This window comes from Rhodococcus sp. APC 3903, assembly GCF_030407755.1.
Lineage (GTDB): Bacteria > Actinomycetota > Actinomycetes > Mycobacteriales > Mycobacteriaceae > Rhodococcus_F > Rhodococcus_F erythropolis.
Genome location: NZ_JASDCV010000015.1, coordinates 25578 through 44844 on the forward strand (window position 1 = coordinate 25578; position 19267 = coordinate 44844).

Sequence of the window (19267 nt, forward strand, 5' to 3'; positions counted from 1 at the left end):
GATGACTGACGTTCGAGCAAGTGAAGCTTTTCCCGTGACCCAGGCTATGAAGGATTCGGGTGGCTGGAATCCGTTGTGGGACGGACTTTCGGAGCTGGATCCCGAGTGGACCGAGCTGTATATGAAGACAGCAATGCAGCCCTGGAACAGTGGGGTGCTGTCACCTCAGGTGATCCAGTTGCTGTGCATAGCCGTCGATGCGGCGAGCACACACATGTACGCACCCGGCGTACGACGCCATATTCGCGCTGCGCTCGACATGGGAGTGACCCCGAAGGAGATTCTCGAGGTGCTGAAACTGACCACCGTCGTCGGGATTCACTCCTGCAATGTCGGCGTTCCGATCCTGATGGAGGAAATCGCAAACCGGTGACGGCGGTCAGTCCCGCTCGCGGTTCTCCCGTTCCTCACGCTGACGCTGGAGGAACGGGCTCGGGTTCTGTCCGCCGATCGGACCGTGGCCGAGGACTCCGTGCTCGTAGGCGGACTCCGCGTGCAGGGCAACGTCGATTCCGCGGGCCTCGTCTTCACGCGAAATACGGAAGCCGAAGGTCTTGTCGATGAGCTTTCCGAGACCGTAGGTCACACCGAAGGCATAGAGCGCGACCACGACGACACCGACGAACTGCTTGCCCAGCTGCGCGAATCCACCGCCGAAGAACAAACCTTCCGGACCGCCCGTCATCACGGCCGTCGCGAGGAGTCCGATCAGCAACGAGCCGACGATTCCGCCGACGAGGTGCACGCCGACGACGTCGAGGGAGTCGTCGTAGCCGAGCTTGTGCTTCCATCCCACGGCGTACGAGCAGACGATGCCCGCGATCAGACCGATGACGAGCGCACCGAACATGTTCACCGTTCCGCACGACGGGGTGATCGCGACCAGACCGGCTACGACGCCCGAAGCTGCGCCGAACGTCGTGGGGTGTCCGTCACGGTTCTGCTCGACGAACAGCCAGCCGAGTAGTCCGGTACAGCCGGCGACGAGTGTGTTGAGGAAGATCTGCGAGGCCATACCGTCGGCCGCAAGGGCCGACCCGGCGTTGAATCCGAACCAACCGAACCAGAGCAGACCGACGCCGAGCAGGACGAACGGCAGATTGTGCGGACGCATCGACTCGGCCTTGAAACCCATCCGCTGGCCGAGGACCAGTGCCAATGCCAGGCCTGACGCTCCGGACACGATTTCGACCACAAGGCCACCGGCGTAGTCGAGTGCGCCCATCTGGGCGAGCCATCCCTGCGGATTCCACACCCAGTGAGCGACGGGGACATAGACGAGCAAGGACCAGATGGGGACGAAGATCATCCAGGCGGAGAACTTCGCGCGGTCGGCGATCGCACCACTGATGAGTGCTGCAGTAAGGATTGCGAACGTCAATTGGAAGGTTGCGAACAACACTTCCGGGACATTCCCGTGCACGGTCGACGGGTCGATGCCCGCCATGCCGATGTGTTCGAGTCCGCCGATGATGCCACCGTGATCGTCGCCGAACACGAGGCTGTAGCCCACGAACAACCACGCGACCGTGACGAGTGCGATGGAGACGAAGCTCATCATGATCATGTTGAGCACGCCGGTCGAGCGGACCATGCCGCCGTAGAAGAGCGCGAGTCCTGGCGTCATCAGAAGTACGAGTGCAGTACTGACGAGCAACCAGGCAGTTGCTCCGGCATCGATGGTGGCGGGCACAGTTTTCTCCTCACGCATGCGGACCAGCCCGCGTGCACGGAACCCACGATGGGTGCGTGCGGTTTCCTCCGCACTGCGATTGTGTTGCGAACATGTTTCGGGAGAAGTCGGCGTTGCACCCGCACCGGATCACCTGTCGTGGGTCGCCGGTAGTCTTTGCGCGTGGCCCTGTACCGGAAGTATCGACCCGCGTCCTTCGCCGAGGTGGTGGGGCAGGAGCATGTCACCGCACCGCTCAGCACGGCCCTCGACACCGGACGCATCAACCATGCCTATCTGTTTTCCGGCCCGCGTGGCTGTGGAAAGACGTCGTCGGCGCGAATCCTGGCGCGTTCGCTGAACTGTGAGCAGGGACCGACGTCGACGCCGTGCGATGTATGCGACTCGTGCGTTTCGCTTGGCCCGGGCGGCACAGGCAACCTGGACGTGACGGAACTCGACGCCGCAAGTCACGGTGGCGTCGACGACACCCGAGAACTCCGAGACAAGGCGTTCCACGCCCCCGCCGCTTCTCGCTACCGCGTCTTCATCATCGACGAGGCACACATGGTGACGGCGGCGGGCTTCAACGCGCTGCTCAAGATCGTCGAAGAGCCGCCGGAGCACCTCATCTTCATCTTTGCGACGACGGAACCGGAAAAGGTTCTCCCGACCATCCGTTCGCGTACACACCACTACCCGTTCCGCCTGTTGGCGCCGTCGACCATGCGCGGACTCCTGGAAAAGATCTGCGCACAGGAAGGCGTACCGGTCGAGCCTGCTGTTTATCCCCTGGTCATCAAGGCTGGCGGCGGTTCGCCTCGCGACTCGTTGAGTGTCCTCGACCAGTTGCTCGCGGGAGCCGGCGAAGAAGGTGTCACGTATCCGCGGGCGCTCTCTCTTCTCGGAGTCACCGACGTCGCGCTCATCGACGAAGCAGTAGACGCCCTGTCTGCCAGTGACGGAGCCGCCTTGTTCGGCACTGTCGATCGGGTGATGGACGCCGGTCACGACCCACGCCGATTCGCGCTCGATCTCCTCGAACGTCTACGCGATCTCATTTTGATGCAGGCAGTCTCCGATGCAAGCGAACGAGGGTTGGTCGATGCGCCGGAGGCCGAGCTGGTCACGATGCGTGAACAGATTCAGCGAGTCGGCCCGGCCACGCTCACCCGTTTCGCCGAAACCGTCCACGCTGGTCTCAGTGAAATGCGTGGGGCGACGGCGCCGCGGCTGCTGCTCGAAGTGATGTGCGCGAGAATGCTGCTTCCTTCGGCCTCCGACACCGAGTCGGCTGTGTTGCAGCGGCTCGAGCGCCTGGAACAAGGTATTCCGGCTGCCGGAGTCGCGGCTGCCGCTGCCCCTCGCGCGGCAGCAACGCCGGCACCGACCGTGCCGCCGCTCGAACCGGAGATTGCTTCCAAGTTCCAACGGCCCTCCCAACGCAAGGCCGAGCCTGAGGCACCGCCGGAACCAGCCGCCCCGGCTCCGGCGGCGCCGCCGGTCGTCGAGGCTCCTGTCGTCGAACCTCCGGTAGCGGCAGCTCCCGCGGTCGAGCCTCCCACCGTCGAGATCGTGGAACCGCCGGTTGCCGAAGCTCCAGTGGTTGAAGCTCCGGTGGTTGAAGCACCAGTGGTTGAAGCTCCGGTGGTAGAAGCACCAGTGGTTGAAGCTCCGGTTGCCGAAGCTCCAATAGTTGAAGCTCCTGTGGTTGAACCACCGGCTCCTGCTCCGGTCGAAGCGGAAGAGCTGATCGGGCTTGCCGAGCCGGAACCCGACTACGAGCCCGAGCCCGAGTACGAGGAGCCGGCGGCTGCAGAAGCTGCGCCGGTCTCGGCGGGCCCCACAGTCGAGACCCTCCGTGAATCGTGGAACACCTTGCGCAACAAGGTCGGTGAACGAAACAAGGTTCTTCCGGCCATGCTGTCCGCTGCGACGGTTCACGACGTGCGTGGACATGTTGTGGTCATCGCTCACGGCTCGCCGGTCCTGGGTGCTCGTGTGACGCAACCGCACAACGCGGCGGTCATCTGCGAGGTCCTTGCCGAGATGTTCGGTGGCACTTGGCAAGTCGAGTACCAAGAAGGTGCGCCCACAGCGCCGGCAGCATCGAGCGCACCCAAGGCGACAGAAGCTGCGAGCCGCCCGGCCGCTGCGCCCCGCTTCTCGCGCCCCAGTCAGGAGCGTGCAGCGCAGCAGCCCAAGGCCCCGCAGCCCCAGCGCGGAGATTCGGACGACATTCCGCCGCCTGAGGCCCCCGACTATCCGGAAGACCCTGGACCGGCCCCTGCTCCTGAGGTCGACTACGAGGCAACTCCTCCGCCTGCAACGCCGGAGGACGAGGACGAGATGTTCGCGGAGGCGGCTGAGCCCGCTGATCCGACTGCCAGACGTGATCCCGAGGACGTTGCAAAGGAACTCCTCAAGGACGTCCTCGGGGCACGCCGCCTCGAAAGCTGAGTTGCCGACTCGGTCCGTGCGCGTGAAACGGCTGTCGGAATGCCGCGGCACCACTGTGTGATCGAATTGTTATAAGTGCCGTTCCTTTTGTGTGCGCACGTGTCGAAAGGGCACCGGGCTCGGCCCGGCAAAGCTGAATTGTGTGTGGCCGGTTTGCTGGCACATTCGTTCGCTCAATTCCGGTGTAACGAAACATCGATTCGGACGATGGTCGCCGAAGAATATCTGGAATTTCTCGTTGTCTGATCGACATTCGCGTGCTGTTGCTAATTCTCGGTGTGTCACGAATGTTCAGATTGATAGTTGTCGGATGTTTGTTTTGCGGTGATCGACCAATTTGGGACATTCGGCGAATTGGCCACATATTCGGCATTGCGGCATTTCGGTGCGCACTCAACTGAGCATTTGCCGATCTTGAGAAAGAGGTGGCCGTGAAACCGGTGTCCGGTACGGATGTTCAAACCACTGCTTGACCGGCGACGAGGCAAATAAGTAACTCCGAGTTACAGCTAATTCTCGATTGCTGTTAAATTGCTGACACATGTTCACGGAGCTGAACGACCTTTGTTATTTGTTTATGCCTTGAGGTGAATCTGCGTTTTACACACGGCTGAACGCGTGGTTAGTCTTCGGTCGATTGAGTCTCCCGCGGATGCGCGCGAAAATAGGAAGTGTAAGATGACTGAAGATTCAACTAATCCCGCGATCGCGATAGTCGGGATGAGCATGTGGTCTCCCGGTGCCCATGATCTGCAAGGATTTTGGGAGAACGTCCTCGCGCGACGGATGCAATTCCGAAAGTTTCCCGAGTCGCGGATGTCGCTCGACGACTACTGGAGCGCGAGCCCTGACGACGTCGACAAGACATACGCCGACCGCGGCGCGTTCATGGACGGTTTCGAATTCGACTGGGTCGGTCGCCGGATACCGGAGCGAACCTTCAAGTCGACAGATCTCACACACTGGTTGGCGCTGGAAACAGCACTCGGGGCTTTGACGGACGCGGGCTACAGCCGAGGATCGGTGCCAACTGGACGCAGCGCCGCAATCGTCGGCAACTCCCTCACCGGTGAAGAATCCCGGATGTGGTCGATGCGTTTGCGTTGGCCTTACGTCAAGCGCGCACTCGCTGTGGCAGCCGAAGCGCGCCAGTTGGACAGTTCCGTCGCCGATGCTCTCGCCGAGACGATGGAAGAGGTCTACAAAGGCCCGTTGGTGGAGCCGAGTGAAGACACTCTGGCCGGCATGTTGTCGAATACGATCGCCGGCCGTATCTGCAATTACCTCGACTTCAACGGCGGCGGGTACGTCGTGGACGGTGCGTGCGCGTCCGGAATGCTCGCGGTGGCGACTGCAGCCGAAAAGCTGGCGTCCGGCGCGGCCGACTTCGTATTGGCAGGTGGAGTCGACGTCAGCCTGGATCCTTTGGAACTGGTGGGATTCGCCCGTTTGGGTGCACTGACACGCGGCGACATGAACGTGTACGACGCAAGCCGAAGCGGATTCATCCCGGGTGAAGGTTGCGGATTCGTGGCCTTGAAACGACTCGAGGACGCCAGGGCGGACGGCGACTACGTGTACGCGACGATTCGCGGCTGGGGCATCTCCACCGATGGCAAGGGTGGAATTACCAAGCCCCGCGCCGAAACTCAGGCCGAAATGATCCGTCGCGCATACTCGGGAGCGGGATTCGCGGCCAGCGAGGTTGCCTTTGTCGAAGGACACGGAACTGGTACTCCCGTCGGGGACCCTGTCGAACTGGCCGGCGTCCAGCAGGCCGCGCAGACGGACGGACCAGTCGAGGCTCGTAGCATCGGCATGACCTCACTGAAGTCGCTGATCGGGCACACGAAGGCGGCGTCGGGCATCCTTGCGCTGATCAAGGCGACCATGGCCGTCAATCAACGAATCCTTCCGCCGCTCGCCGGTTGCACCGACCCGAACCCGGCGTTCGGAACCGAAGCGCCGGCACTCTTTCCGCTTGTCAACGGCGAGATCAGAGATCCGTCGGAGAAGATGCGTGCCGGTGCGCAAGCCATGGGTTTCGGCGGTATCAACTGCCACGTCGCGATCGAATCGGCTGATGCACCGTCCAGCAAGCTGACACCCTCGCAAGACGTCCGCACGATGATGGCGTCGTATCAGGACACCGAGGTATTTGTACTCTCTGCAGATTCCGCGGTGGACTTGGCGACCCGAGCGCGGGATGTTGCAGATCTGGCGGTTCCGTTGAGTGTTGCCGAGCTGCTGGACTTTTCGGCGAAACTCTCGCGAGTGATCTCGCCGACCGCGCCCTTCCGTGCCGCAGTGGTGGCCGGACGTCCCGCGCAGTTGGCCGAACGCATGCGTCAGCTTGCCGTGATCTGCGAGAACTCCGCTCCAGCTTCCGGCCAGGTCAAGGTGGTGAGCAACGAGATCTCGATCTCTAACAGCGTCCGCCACGACATCGGATTCCTGTTCCCTGGACAGGGATCCCAACAACTCGAGATGGCTCGCGTGCTGATCGAGCGCTTCGAGTGGGCGCGCGAACTGGCGACCAAGGCGGACGGCTGGTTGGAGGGAGTTGGAGCGGAGGCGATCACGCCGCGGATTCTGCGGAACCCGGTCAAGAGCGCTGACGCTGCGGAATTGGCGAAGTGGAAGCGGGACCTCGCCCAGACACAGTTCACCCAGCCCGCCGTCGCCTTGGCGTCGCTGCTCTGGTTCGAGTACCTCCGCCGATTGGGTGTCACACCCAGTGCTGTCGCCGGCCACAGTCTCGGGGAGTTGACTGCGCTCTACGCGGCCGGAGCTTACGACCAGAAGACGCTGATCACCTTGGCTGCGGCGAAGGGCGCGGCCATGGCTGTCAGTGGTGGTGGAAACGGCGCAATGGCGAGCCTGACCTGCGACCGATCGACGGCTGAGGCGATCATCGCGGAGGCAAAGGGTTACGCGACCGTCGCGAATCTGAATACGCCCACGCAGAGTGTGGTTTCGGGTACCAAAGACGCGGTCGACGATGTGGTTGCCATCGCGAAGACGCGCGGAGTGTCGGCTCAGGCGCTTGCCGTGTCGAATGCTTTCCACTCCGAGATGATGAACGAGGCCGAACGGGAGCTGAAGTCCACTGCGCCCGTTGACGAGCAAGTCGATTCGTTGACTTGCCCCGTGTATTCCTGCGTCGAAGGGGAACGCGTACAGACGCCACTGGCACTTCGCGAACTGGTCACCAAACAGGTTGTCTCACCGGTTGACTGGGTCAAGACGGTAAGTGGGATCTCGCAGGAAGTGGACCTGCTCGTCGAGGTCGGACCCGGCCGTGTGCTGACCGGGCTCACCAAGGCGATCAATGGGACCGACGGCGTGCGCTGCTTCCCCGTTGCGTCCAAGTCCGGACGCGACGAGGACTTCAACGTCGCACTGGCCGCGATGTACGTACACGGCGCTCAGGTCCGCTGGAACGAACTTTTCGACGGCCGGTTCGTGCGCGAATTCGTTCCTGCCGATCAGAAGGTGTTCATCGAGAACCTGGCCGAGGCGAAGCTGACGGTTACCTCTGCTCCCGAACCGCTCGCACTTGGTACGTCCGGCGGGGATCCGGCTGCGGCGCTGGCCGATTACCTGAGCCGACGCGGGACCTTCCTCGTCGACGTCATTCGCGCGGATGTAGGCAGTGGAGCGACTTCTCCATCTTCTCCATCTGTTCCATCTGCTCCGACTTCGCGGGCAGTCACCAACGGCCACGAATCTGTAGCAGCGAAAGCTCCTTCGCCGGTTTCGGCTCCGGTAGTCGAAGAGCCGGCTGTTGCGGGCGCCGGGTCCGTGGAAAGTGAGCTGATCAGGATCCTCGCCGATACGACGGGATTCCCCGCCGAGTCGATCACGACGGATCTGCGTCTGCTCGATGATCTGAATCTCGACTCGATCAGTGCGGCAGAGGCTATTTCGAAGGTTGCACATCAGTTCGAGGTTGTCGACCTCGACCCTGCCGAGTTGGCCAACGCCACCATCGGAGAAGCAGCATCGCTGATCCTTGCGGCATCACCGCATCCCGGTTCTGACGTTCCAGCAGCGAGTTCGGCGCAGTCGGACGTGTCGCGAATACTGCTCGAGGTAATCGCGGAGGACACCGGATTTCCGGTGGAGTCTCTCGACGTCGATCTCCACCTTCTGGACGACCTGAACATGGACTCGATCAAGGCCGCCGATGCAATCGCCACGGTGGCAACACGGTTGGGTGTTCAGGGTGACTTGGATCCGGCCGAACTCGTCAACGTCAGCCTGGGTGAACTGATCGAAGTGCTCGATCGGTCCGCGAAGGAGAAGTCGGGGCAGCAGCAGCCGGCTACGCGGGCGCTGCCGGCGAAGGCAAAGGGTATATCAGCCGACAGCTTCACCTGGGTTCGCGATTACACCCTGGAAAAGGTTCGGAGCGAGACAGCGTTGCACGGAGTCCGAGACCTCACGGACACGACGTTTGTCGTCATCGGTGACGACGCCGGTTTGGTCGGAAGGTTGGAATCCGAACTTCGAGGTCGTGGTGCTCAGGTCGACATTCGCACATTCTCCGACAGCACTTCTGCGAATGCACACCACGTGGTTGCCGTAATGCCGCGCGTGACCGATGATTCCGTCACCGAAAGCGGCTTGCGCCGTGGGATCGAACACATGTACAAGATAGTTCCGGCGCAGCAAAGTGGAGGCGCGCGAACCACATTGGCAGTGGTTCAGTTCACCGATGTCGAGTTGAGCAATCCAGCGCCGGTGCCGAGTGTGGCGGCGTTCACCGCTTCGGTGCATCACGAGCGTCCCGAACTGGATGTGCGCGTCATAGGATTCGACGGCTCGACTGCGGACGCGGAGGTGGCAGCCACTGTCGTCTCCGAGTTGGATTCGGTTGCACCCTATGTGTTCGCGACTTACGACGCCGAGATGGGACGCACGGCACTGCAACCGCGGGTTCTCGCCTCGAACGACTACACCGTCCGCGAAAGCGGATTGGGAAGTTCGGATGTCGTGGTCGTGACCGGTGGCGCGAAAGGCATCATGGCCCAATGTGCTCTGGCCCTCGGTCGAAAGACCGGCGCCGAACTGGTGCTGATCGGAAGCTCTCAGCGACAAGCGGGCGACGAAATCGCCTCCACTCTTGCGGACTTCACGTCTGCCGGTTTGAGCGCTCACTACTATCGCTGCAACGTCACGGATGCCGCGGCGGTGGCCGGCGTCGTCGCCCAGATCGAGGTCGAGGTGGGGCCGATCACCGGGTTTGTCCACGGTGCGGGGGCAAATGTTCCGCGGCGGTTCGAGAGAGTCGACAGCGCTGCGGCTTTCGAGGAGGTTGCACCTAAGGTCCTGGGCGCAGCCAACTTCGTCGAAGCGCTCGCTGATCGTGACTTGAAGCTGTTCGTGGGCTTCTCTTCCATCATCGGATTCACAGGTATGCCCGGAAACAGCTGGTATGCATACGGAAACGAGCTTCTCGACGAAATGGTGGTGCGGTATGCCGCCGGGCACCCGAAGACTCGGACGTTCTCGCTCGCGTACAGCGTGTGGGGAGAGACCGGAATGGGCGCCCGCATGGGCAGTGTCAACCACCTCGCGAAGATGGGTGTCATGCCGATTTCGACGGCTGCGGGAGTGGATCATTTCCTTCGCCTGGTCGACAGCGGACCCGAGGCGAGTCGTATCGTCGTGACCAGTCGACTCGGCGGTCTCGACACCTGGGCGCCTGCAGCACCGGTTCTGCCGGCGGTGTCGCGCTACATCGACCAAGTGGTGACATTCGAGCCTCAAGTAGAACTGGTGACCCGGACGACGTTGTCCACCTCGGCGGATCCCTTTGTCCTCGATCATGTCTGGAAGGGATCGGCGCTGCTTCCGACGGTGTTCGGGCTCGAGGCGATGTCGCAGGCGGCGGCGTATGTCACCGGACGCGTGACCCTGGGTCGCGTCCGCATCGACGACATCAAACTGGATCGACCGATCGTCGTCGACACGGTCGAGGGCACCAGAGTCGAGATCAAGGCAAGCGTCGTGGAGCAGGATCGTGATGCCGCAGGAACGCGGGTGCATGTCACGATCGGCACCGAACGGACCGGGTACGGGCGGCCCCATTTCTCGGCCGACTTCATCTTCGGCCTGGACGAATCACTGCCGGAGTTCGAGAAGGAGTTGCCGCGACCGGTGCTCGACATCGATCCGTTGGACGACCTCTACTCGTGGTTGCTGTTCCAGGAGGGCGATTTCCGCCGACTCGAAGAGATCTCGAGCCTCGATTCCGAGCACATTCTCTTCAGTGCTATTTCGCGAGCCGACCGTAAGCAGCACCTCCTCGGTGATCCGTATTTCCTCGATTCCCTGCTCCAATCGGGCCAGATCATGGTTCCGCGGGAGATCTGCCTTCCGGTCAACATTGCGCGAATCGACATGTACGACGGACGATTCGAGGCTCGTTCGTTCACCGCGTACGCCTACGACAAGGTGCAGACAGAGACCCACATGCAAGCCGACGTGGCGGTGGTGAAGGACGGACGAGTGGTGATGCAGCTCGAGGGATATCGCTCCCAGATTCTCTCCCACGACGAAAGCCGTCCTACGGCTGAGGAAATCGCGGATCCGACTGCGCGCGACGCACAGATCATTCTCGACAAGCTCGCGCAACACAGCCGGGCGTTGGGAGTGAAGAGCCCGCGGGTTGTGGTCGCGCACACCCCGGGGATTCACGAGTTGACCAAGTCGGAACGCCACGAGCAGGAGAAACCGATCGCCGAGGCGGCCGTGAACATTCATCTCGATGAGGATGTGGTGATCAAATGAGTAATGCCTTTGCCATCGAATGGCAGGAAACCGGAAAGCCCGTCGTTGTCGGTGATATTCCGCCCTCTGTGGATGTCTCGCTCTCGCACGACGGCAGCAAGTCACTCAGTTCGGCCGGCGACTGGCCTCAGGGGTGTGACATCGAACCGATTCGCTCCCGAACCGTCGTGCAGTGGAAGGCGCTTCTGGGTTCGGCGCGGATTCCGCTGCTCGACGAGTTGATCGCAGGCGGCGAATCACTCGATCGTGCGGGAACCAGGCTGTGGGCGGCGGCCGAGGCGATCCGAAAGGCCACGGGGCAGATGTCGGTTTCTCTGGCGATGGGCGCCAGGGAGGAAGACGCAGTGACCTTCCGCGGCGGCGCAGAGGGAAGCGTGGTGGTTCTGACCTTTCCGGCTCTGTTGACGGACAACGAGGAGCGGATTCTCGCTTTCGTGACCGATGAGGCGGATGCCGAAGAGCGTGTTTCGGACGAGGCGGATGCCGAAGAGTCGGCGCAGGACCCGGCACCACAGTTCGACACCGGCCCGTTGTCGGCGAAGTCTCTCGCGCAGTTCGATCCGATGGCCTACGGCTCCGACGTGCATGTGGTGGCTCGGAGCGGCTACCCGGCGGTGTCGATCCGGTTCCCCGTCGGGTTCCGGGACGCGTGCAACGTCGGTGGATCAGTGGGGTTCGCGAGCTTCGCGCTGTGGTTGGGCGCTTTGCGAGAGAGGGGAACCGGACCGATCTCGAAGCAGATCGTGGAGGACATGGCGACGGGTCGTTGGGGCATGGTGACCAACAACTCCGAGGTGTTCATCGATGCGAACCTGTACACCGACGACATTGTCGAGGGGACGATCTGGATCACCGAGCTCACCGGTCCGGATCGGGCAACCACCAATCTGCATGTCGAATGGTGCCGGGTCGACGGCGAGACGCGCACTCACATCGGGTGGAGTGCGATGCAGACGACGTGGGTGGAAATCCTCTCCCACGGTGTGGTGGCGGCACGGCCGATGCCGCAGTACTTCCACGATTTCATCGAGCCGATGACGATTCCGACGGGGGCGAAGAACGTCGCTGTCCCCACACAACCGAAGGACGTCGATCGTGGTTCCTTGATCCGCTCGGCTCCGATGGTGCCGCGCAATCCGTACCTGCTCGAATCCGAGGTGTTCTCGACGACGATGCAGGACGGAAACGTCGTGGGCAACATCTACTTCGGTAACTATTACATCTGGCAGTCGAGGGTTCGGGACAAGTTCCTCGCCCGTTCTCAGCGTGAGGCCATGGCGGCCAGAGGCGCTCTCGGGGAACTGCGTTGTGTGCACACCAGAGTTGAGCATCTGCGCGAGGTCATGCCGTTCGACGACGTCCTGGTCACGATGTCCTTGACTGCCCTCTACGAGAGGGGGATCGACCTCGAGTTCGAGTACTTCAAGGTCAATCAGGACGGATCACGGGAGAAGCTCGCGATCGCTCGGCACAGAACTGTCTGGACGATGCCGGGCGCTCCGGGAGAACTGGAAATCTCTCCGCCGTCGAAACTTCCGCAGTCACTGATCGATTCGGTGCTGGAGGCGATCGACGGAAAGTAGACGGGGGATTTTCCGAGATCGAAGTGGAGAGACGGGTTGCGTTTTCCTTGCCGGAGAACGCAACCCGTTTCGATGGGGAGGGGTATGTATGGGTATCGGGGTTTCGAGAAGGTCGGTTCTGAAGGGGTCGGCAGTCGGCACGGTGGCGGTTGCATTGGGTACAAAGGCAAGTGCTGTTCCAACCGGGAGCGCGGACATCGAGTCGCCGTTGATTTTTCATTCGCCGGAGTTCGAGCCGTTTTGTGACGAACTACCCTCGTTGTCGACGCTTTCCGGAAACGAGATCACGCTGACAGCGCAAGTGGGGCAACATGCCTTTCATCGGGACTTTCCATCGTCCCCGGCACTGTCGTACCGCAGCGGAGAGATCGGTGGCGGTTATCTGGGCCCGACCGTCGAGGCGCATTCCGGCGAGCCGATCATGTTGACGTTCGAGAACGATCTGACCGGACATCCGTTGGCAGCGGACATGGATATGACGCTGCACGGAATGCAGGCCGACTTTCGTGCGAAACCGCCGACGTCGTTGCACTTGCACGGTGGAGTCACTTCACCTGAGAGCGACGGCCACCCGGAACTGCTGGTGATGCCGGGACAGGCTGCGATGCATCACTTTTCGCACGGTCAGGAAGCCGCCCACCTCTGGTATCACGATCACGCGATGGGCATCACCCGGCTCAACGTCTACGCCGGTCTGATCGGCAACTATCTGATCAGGGATGAATTCGACACCGGCAAACTGGGAAATCCGTTGGGGTTGCCGGCCGAGGAATTCGAGATCCCGTTGATCCTGCAGGAGAAGATCTTCACGCCGACAGGCGCCCAGAACGGCCGATCCACCATCTTGATCCCGGAAGGATCGTGGGAAGGCGGCGCGGTTGGCGACGTCGGCTTGGTCAACGGCAAGGTGTGGCCGGAACTGTCTGTGGCTCGGGGCCTTTACCGCTTCCGCATCGTCAATGCGTCGTCGGCAAGTGTGTGGAATCTTCACTTCTCGAACATGATGACGTTCTGGGTCATCGGCAACGACGCCGGAATGCTCGACGCACCCGTCGCGGTCAATGCCTTCCGCTGCGCACCGGGGGAGCGGTACGACCTCCTCGTCGATTTCACCGGACTGTCGGAGGGTTCGACGGTGGAGCTTCGCAACGACGAGGCGCCCCCGCTACCCGCCGCTGTCATCGGTGAAGTGACTATGCCGCTGTTCTGCCGGTTCCGCGGCGACTCCAGGCGCGGATTCACCGGTGGTGTTCCGTCGCAACTGCGCGGTGGGCGCCGACAACGTGACGTTCTCGCCCCGTTGGAGCAGCCGACGGTAATTCGCACGGTGACAGTGAGCCAGCAACTGGAACTGCGGAATCCACCGGCTCAGATGACGCTGAACAACCTGACGTTCAGCACCACGGACGTCGAGAGGCCGCGGCAAGGCACCGTCGAGCAGTGGAACATCGTCAACACCACGCCGGACCCGCATCCGATACACCTGCACCTGGTGAATTTCCGGATTCTCGGCAGGACACCGATGCGGACGCTGGAGTACTTGATCCGCCATCCGCAGCCGGTGATCGGCAACAAGTGGACTCCGTCGCCCGACGGGTTCGAGGCGGGGCCGATGATCGCGCCGGCGCCGTGGGAAGCGGGGATGAAGGACACCGTCAGGGTGGACGGCGGCACTGTCACCCGGATCATCGTGCGATTCCCCACCGAGGATGAGCTGGGTTTCGATCCCGACGCGATGTTCGATCGTCTTCCGAGCGCTGTGATGACGGGCGGTGGGATGACGGGCGGTGATCAGGCGCATCAGGGAAACGGGCACCACGGTATGAGTAACCACGGCATGAGCAACCACGACGCGAGTAACACCGGTCGGCTCCAGGGATACGTGTGGCATTGCCATCTACTCGATCACGAAGATCACGACATGATGTTGCCGTATCGCATCGTGCCGTGAGTGCTTCCGGGGGCGCTCTCGAAATGAACCGAAGCGGGCAGGCGTTCGCGCGTCGGATCACCTCGGTCACCTAGCAGGATCGCTTCGGTCCTTCCCATGAATTTGGAACACGTTCTACAGTGAAAGGGCTGAGGTCTGTACCTCGGCCATGCGCCACCACCGAAGGCGGCGCGGACGATCTGCAGACCGGTTCGACGAATTACACGGAAGGAACACCTCACAGTGACCACAGAGGCATTCATTTATGAAGCCATCCGTACCCCGCGAGGCCGCGGCAAGAAGACCGGGTCGTTGCACTCGGTCAAGCCGATCTCGCTGGTCACGGGTCTGATCCAGGAACTGCGCGTGCGCTTTCCCGACCTCGACGAGGATCGGATCTCCGACCTCATCCTGGGCGTCGTCACCCCCGTTGGCGATCAGGGAATGGACATCGCCCGCGTTGCAGTCAACGATGCGGGACTGCCGGACACCGTCGGCGGCGTTCAGCTCAACCGTTTCTGCGCTTCCGGCCTCGAAGCCGTCAACATGGCAGCTCAGAAGGTTCGGTCCGGCTGGGACGAACTGGTGATCGCCGGTGGCGTCGAGTCGATGTCCCGCGTTCCGATGGGATCCGACGGTGGACCGTGGGCGCTCGACCCCGCCACCAACTACGACAACTACTTCGTGCCGCAGGGCGTCGGCGCAGACCTCATCGCCACCATCGAGGGCTTCTCGCGTGACGACGTCGATGCATACGCCGTGCGCTCGCAGGACCTCGCCGCCAAGGCGTGGACCGGCGGATACTTCGCCAAGTCGGTAGTGCCGGTCAAGGACATCAACGGCATCACCATCCTCGACAACGACGAGCACATGCGTCCGGGCACCACGGCCGAGAACCTTGCCGGCCTGGCTTCCGCGTTCGGTGTGATCGGTGAAATCGGCGGATTCGACGCCGTATCGCTGCAGAAGTACCACTGGGTCGAGAAGATCAACCACGTTCACCACGGCGGCAACAGCTCGGGAATCGTCGACGGCGCTGCCCTCGTGCTCGTCGGTAGCGAGCAGGCCGGCAAGGACATGGGTCTGACGCCGCGCGCTCGCGTCGTCGCCACCGCCACCAGCGGCGCCGACTCCACCATCATGCTCACCGGCCCGACGCCGGCGTCGAAGAAGGTTCTGGCAGCTGCCGGCCTGACGGTCGACGACATCGACCTCTTCGAGATCAACGAGGCATTCGCTTCCGTCGTCCTGAAGTTCCAGAAGGACCTGAACATCCCGGACGAGAAGCTCAACGTCAACGGTGGCGCGATCGCCATGGGTCACCCGCTCGGTGCAACCGGCGCGATGATCACCGGAACGATGGTCGACGAGCTCGAGCGTCGTGGCGGCAAGCGCGCCCTCATCACCCTGTGCATCGGCGGCGGTATGGGCGTTGCCACCATCATCGAGCGCGTCTGACGCGGCGTCCGTCCTTCCAACGAGGCTTACCAGGAGTCAAGCAAAGTGACTGATCAGAACATCATCAACTGGGACCAGGACGCCGACGGCATCGTCGTGCTCACCATCAACGATCCCAACCAGGGCGCAAACACCATGAACGACGCGTACATCGCGTCGATGAAGGCCACCGTCGACCGCCTGGTCGCCGAGAAGGACTCCATCACCGGTGCCGTCATCACCTCAGGCAAGAAGACCTTCTTCGCCGGTGGCGACCTCAAGAACATGATCAAGGTCGGCCCCGAGCAGGCCGAGGAGATCTACAACCACAGCGTCGAGATCAAGGCAGACCTGCGTCGCCTCGAAACTCTCGGCAAGCCGGTAGTCGCCGCCATCAACGGCGCGGCCCTCGGCGGCGGCCTCGAGATCGCTCTCGCGACCCACCACCGCATCGCGGCAGACGTCAAGGGCGTCAAGATCGGCCTGCCCGAGGTCACCCTCGGCCTGCTGCCCGGCGGCGGCGGCGTCGTGCGCACCGTGCGGATGCTCGGTCTGCAGAACGCGCTCATGGGCGTCCTGCTCCAGGGGCAGCAGCGTGGACCCGTTCAGGCCAAGGAAGTCGGCCTCATCGACGAGGTCGTCGGCTCGGTAGAAGAACTGGTTCCGGCTGCGAAGGCATGGATCAAGGCCAACCCCGAAGGCGGCGTTCAGCCGTGGGATGTCAAGGGCTACAAGATCCCTGGCGGAACCCCGTCCACCCCGGCATTCGCTGCCAACCTTCCGGCGTTCCCCGCGAACCTGCGTAAGCAGCTCAAGGGTGCTCCGATGCCGGCTCCGCGCGCCATCATGGCCGCAGCCGTCGAAGGCTCGCAGGTCGACATCGACAACGCGCTCCTCATCGAGGCTCGCTACTTCACCTCGCTGGTGACCGGCCGCGTCGCGAAGAACATGATTCAGGCGTTCTTTTTCGACCTGCAGTCGATCAACGGCGGCGGTTCACGTCCGGCAGGCATCGAGAAGTCCACCATCAAGAAGGTCGGCGTCCTCGGCGCGGGCATGATGGGCGCGGGCATCGCGTACGTCTCCGCGAAGGCCGGCTTCGACGTCGTCCTCAAGGACGTCAGCATCGAGGCTGCCAACAAGGGCAAGGCGTACGCCGAAGGCATTGAGGCCAAGGCACTCTCGCGCGGCAAGACCACGCAGGAGAAGTCCGACGCACTCCTCGCCAAGATCACCCCGACGGCTGACCCGGCAGATTTCGCCGGCGTCGACTTCGTCATCGAAGCGGTCTTCGAGAGCCAGGAACTCAAGCACAAGGTGTTCCAGGAGATCGAGGACATCGTCGATCCCAAGGCACTGCTGGGCTCGAACACCTCGACGCTGCCCATCACGGGTCTCGCCACCGGCGTGAAGCGTCAGGAAGACTTCATCGGCATCCACTTCTTCTCGCCCGTCGACAAGATGCCGCTGGTGGAGATCATCCGCGGTGAGAAGACTTCCGACGAGACTCTGGCTCGCGTGTTCGACTACGTCCAGGCGATCCGCAAGACGCCGATCGTGGTCAACGACTCGCGTGGCTTCTTCACCTCACGTGTCATCGGCACCTTCATCAACGAGGCCATCGGCATGCTCGCCGAGGGTGTCGAGCCTGCCACCATCGAGCAGGCCGGTATGCAGGCCGGTTACCCGGCTGCGCCGCTTCAGCTTTCGGATGAGCTCAACCTCACCCTCATGCAGAAGATTCGCAAGGAATCTGCCGACGCCGCCAAGGCCGAGGGCAAGGAACTGCCGGCAGATCCGGCCGGCGAGGTCATCAACACCCTCGTCGAGAAGTTCGATCGTAAGGGCAAGCTCGGTGGAGCCGGCTTCTACGATTACGCCGAGGGCAAGCGCACCGGCCTGTGGTCCGGACTCCGCGAGAACTTCAACTCCGGAACCTCCGACGCCCCGATCCAGGACCTCATCGACCGCATGCTGTTCATCGAGGCGATCGAGACGCAGAAGTGCTTCGACGAGAACGTCCTGATCACCACGGCGGACGCCAACATCGGCTCCATCATGGGCATCGGATTCCCGGCCTGGACCGGTGGCGTTCACCAGTTCATCGTCGGATACGAGGGCGGCACGGCCGGCTTCGTCGCTCGTGCAAAGGAACTCGCTGCGCAGTACGGCCCGCGGTTCACCCCGCCGGCTTCGCTAGGGGCATAGCCCCCGTGCGCGGTTAGGGAGTCTCAACACTTCCTAACCGCGCACAGCTTTATCCACAGGTTGGTTTTCTCGGCGAAATCCGACTGTATGTATTTGCAGGCTCGTCGTATGCCTTCACATACAGAAATCGATGCATTGCAGACCGTCGTCGATGCTCAGCACGGACTGGTCACTCACACTCAACTTCACACGCTCGGATTTCCTCGCTCTCGCGTGAAACAACGAGTTGAGGTCGGACGCTGGCAAACTGTTCTTCGCGGCGTCTACTCCGTCACCACGGGCCCATTGACCAGGTATGCCGTACTCGAGGCCGCGCTCTTGTACGGCGGCGGGTCGTCGATGCTCAGCCATCGCACCGCCGCTGAGGAATGGTCGATGTGTCGGCCGGACAGCACTGCACCCGTACATATCACCGTTCCGTACGGGAAGTCTGCAATCTCTCAGGCCGCCACTTTCGTTCGTGGCCTCGGCGCCGACCGACATCCATCACCCCTGATCGGCACTGTCCTCCATCCCGGCGTTGTGGTCCACCGTTCGAGGGCTCATCGTCACATCGGCGTCGACGCGCAGATGCCGCGCACCGGCAAGGCTGATACAGCACTCGATCTGGCCGTCGCAGAACCGACTCCGCGCGAGGCCTATGTCAGCCTCATCACCACAGTCACCAACGGCCGCATCCGCTTGACGGACATCCGCCGACGCATGGAGGAGCGCTCACCCCGTAGATACCGGAAGGCCCTCGAAAGTGCGGTGAAGCTTTTGGCAGACGGGGTGCAATCGACTCTCGAATATCACTATGCGGTGGATGTGGAGCAGGCACACGGGTTGCCGTCGGCCAGACGCCAATCACCGGTTCGCGTCGACGGTCGCACACTGTACGAGGATTGTGATTACAGCGAAGTGGGTGTGCCGCTGATCGTGCGTCTCGACGGTCGGTGGGCGCATTCCATGGCCGAGGTGGCATTCCGTGATCGCCGTCGTGACAACGCGGCAGAGCTGGCAGGTCGTCCGCGGTTGGTCTACGGATTCGACGAGGTGATGAAGACCCCGTGCCAGGTTGCGCACGAGGTGGAGATGGTCTTGCGGCGGGGAGGTTGGGAGAGAAGAGGGGAGAACCCCTGCGGGGCCTGTGAGTGGTTAAGGAGTGCAGAGACTCCTTAACCACTCACAGGGAGCGGA

At 62.4% G+C, this 19267-nt stretch carries 9 protein-coding genes; 8 read left to right on the forward strand and 1 reads right to left on the reverse strand.

The features are described from left to right. The first annotated feature begins 1 nt into the window (after position 1). Entirely contained in the window at positions 2 to 373 is a 372-nt protein-coding gene (locus QMA15_RS21130) for a carboxymuconolactone decarboxylase family protein (protein WP_020905896.1), read from the forward strand. Positions 374 to 379: 6 nt separating this feature from the next. Here QMA15_RS21130 and QMA15_RS21135 read toward each other — a convergent pair whose 3' ends face one another. Next, the gene (locus QMA15_RS21135) at positions 380 to 1693 is read right to left on the reverse strand and encodes an ammonium transporter (RefSeq protein ID WP_003943791.1); all 1314 of its coding nucleotides are present in this window, start codon (positions 1691 to 1693) and stop codon (positions 380 to 382) included. 162 nt (positions 1694 to 1855) lie between these two features. Here QMA15_RS21135 and QMA15_RS21140 point away from each other — a divergent pair, with 162 nt between their 5' ends. The 7 genes from QMA15_RS21140 to QMA15_RS21170 all read left to right on the forward strand — a co-directional run bounded on the left by QMA15_RS21140 (position 1856) and on the right by QMA15_RS21170 (position 19249). After that, positions 1856 to 4132, forward strand: a complete 2277-nt coding sequence (locus QMA15_RS21140; RefSeq protein WP_134998548.1) for a DNA polymerase III subunit gamma and tau — start codon at positions 1856 to 1858, stop codon at positions 4130 to 4132. A gap of 678 nt (positions 4133 to 4810) precedes the next feature. Further along, positions 4811 to 10930: a type I polyketide synthase gene (locus QMA15_RS21145; RefSeq protein ID WP_290286304.1), complete on the forward strand. Its 6120-nt coding sequence runs from the start codon at positions 4811 to 4813 to the stop codon at positions 10928 to 10930. Next, entirely contained in the window at positions 10927 to 12513 is a 1587-nt protein-coding gene (locus QMA15_RS21150) for a hypothetical protein (RefSeq protein ID WP_141487926.1), read from the forward strand. The genes QMA15_RS21145 and QMA15_RS21150 overlap by 4 nt, the downstream gene beginning before the upstream one ends. A gap of 88 nt (positions 12514 to 12601) precedes the next feature. Beyond that, positions 12602 to 14464 carry a multicopper oxidase domain-containing protein gene (locus QMA15_RS21155; protein WP_290286308.1) on the forward strand — a complete coding sequence of 621 codons (1863 nt, stop codon included), beginning with the start codon at positions 12602 to 12604 and terminating at the stop codon, positions 14462 to 14464. A 222-nt stretch (positions 14465 to 14686) separates the two neighbouring features. Beyond that, positions 14687 to 15901 carry an acetyl-CoA C-acetyltransferase gene (locus QMA15_RS21160; protein ID WP_003943886.1) on the forward strand — a complete coding sequence of 405 codons (1215 nt, stop codon included), beginning with the start codon at positions 14687 to 14689 and terminating at the stop codon, positions 15899 to 15901. 45 nt (positions 15902 to 15946) lie between these two features. After that, positions 15947 to 18088 carry a 3-hydroxyacyl-CoA dehydrogenase NAD-binding domain-containing protein gene (locus QMA15_RS21165; protein WP_003943799.1) on the forward strand — a complete coding sequence of 714 codons (2142 nt, stop codon included), beginning with the start codon at positions 15947 to 15949 and terminating at the stop codon, positions 18086 to 18088. 108 nt (positions 18089 to 18196) lie between these two features. Next, positions 18197 to 19249, forward strand: coding sequence for a hypothetical protein (locus QMA15_RS21170; protein ID WP_279162976.1), 1053 nt, complete (start codon positions 18197 to 18199; stop codon positions 19247 to 19249). The last annotated feature ends 18 nt before the right edge of the window (positions 19250 to 19267 follow it).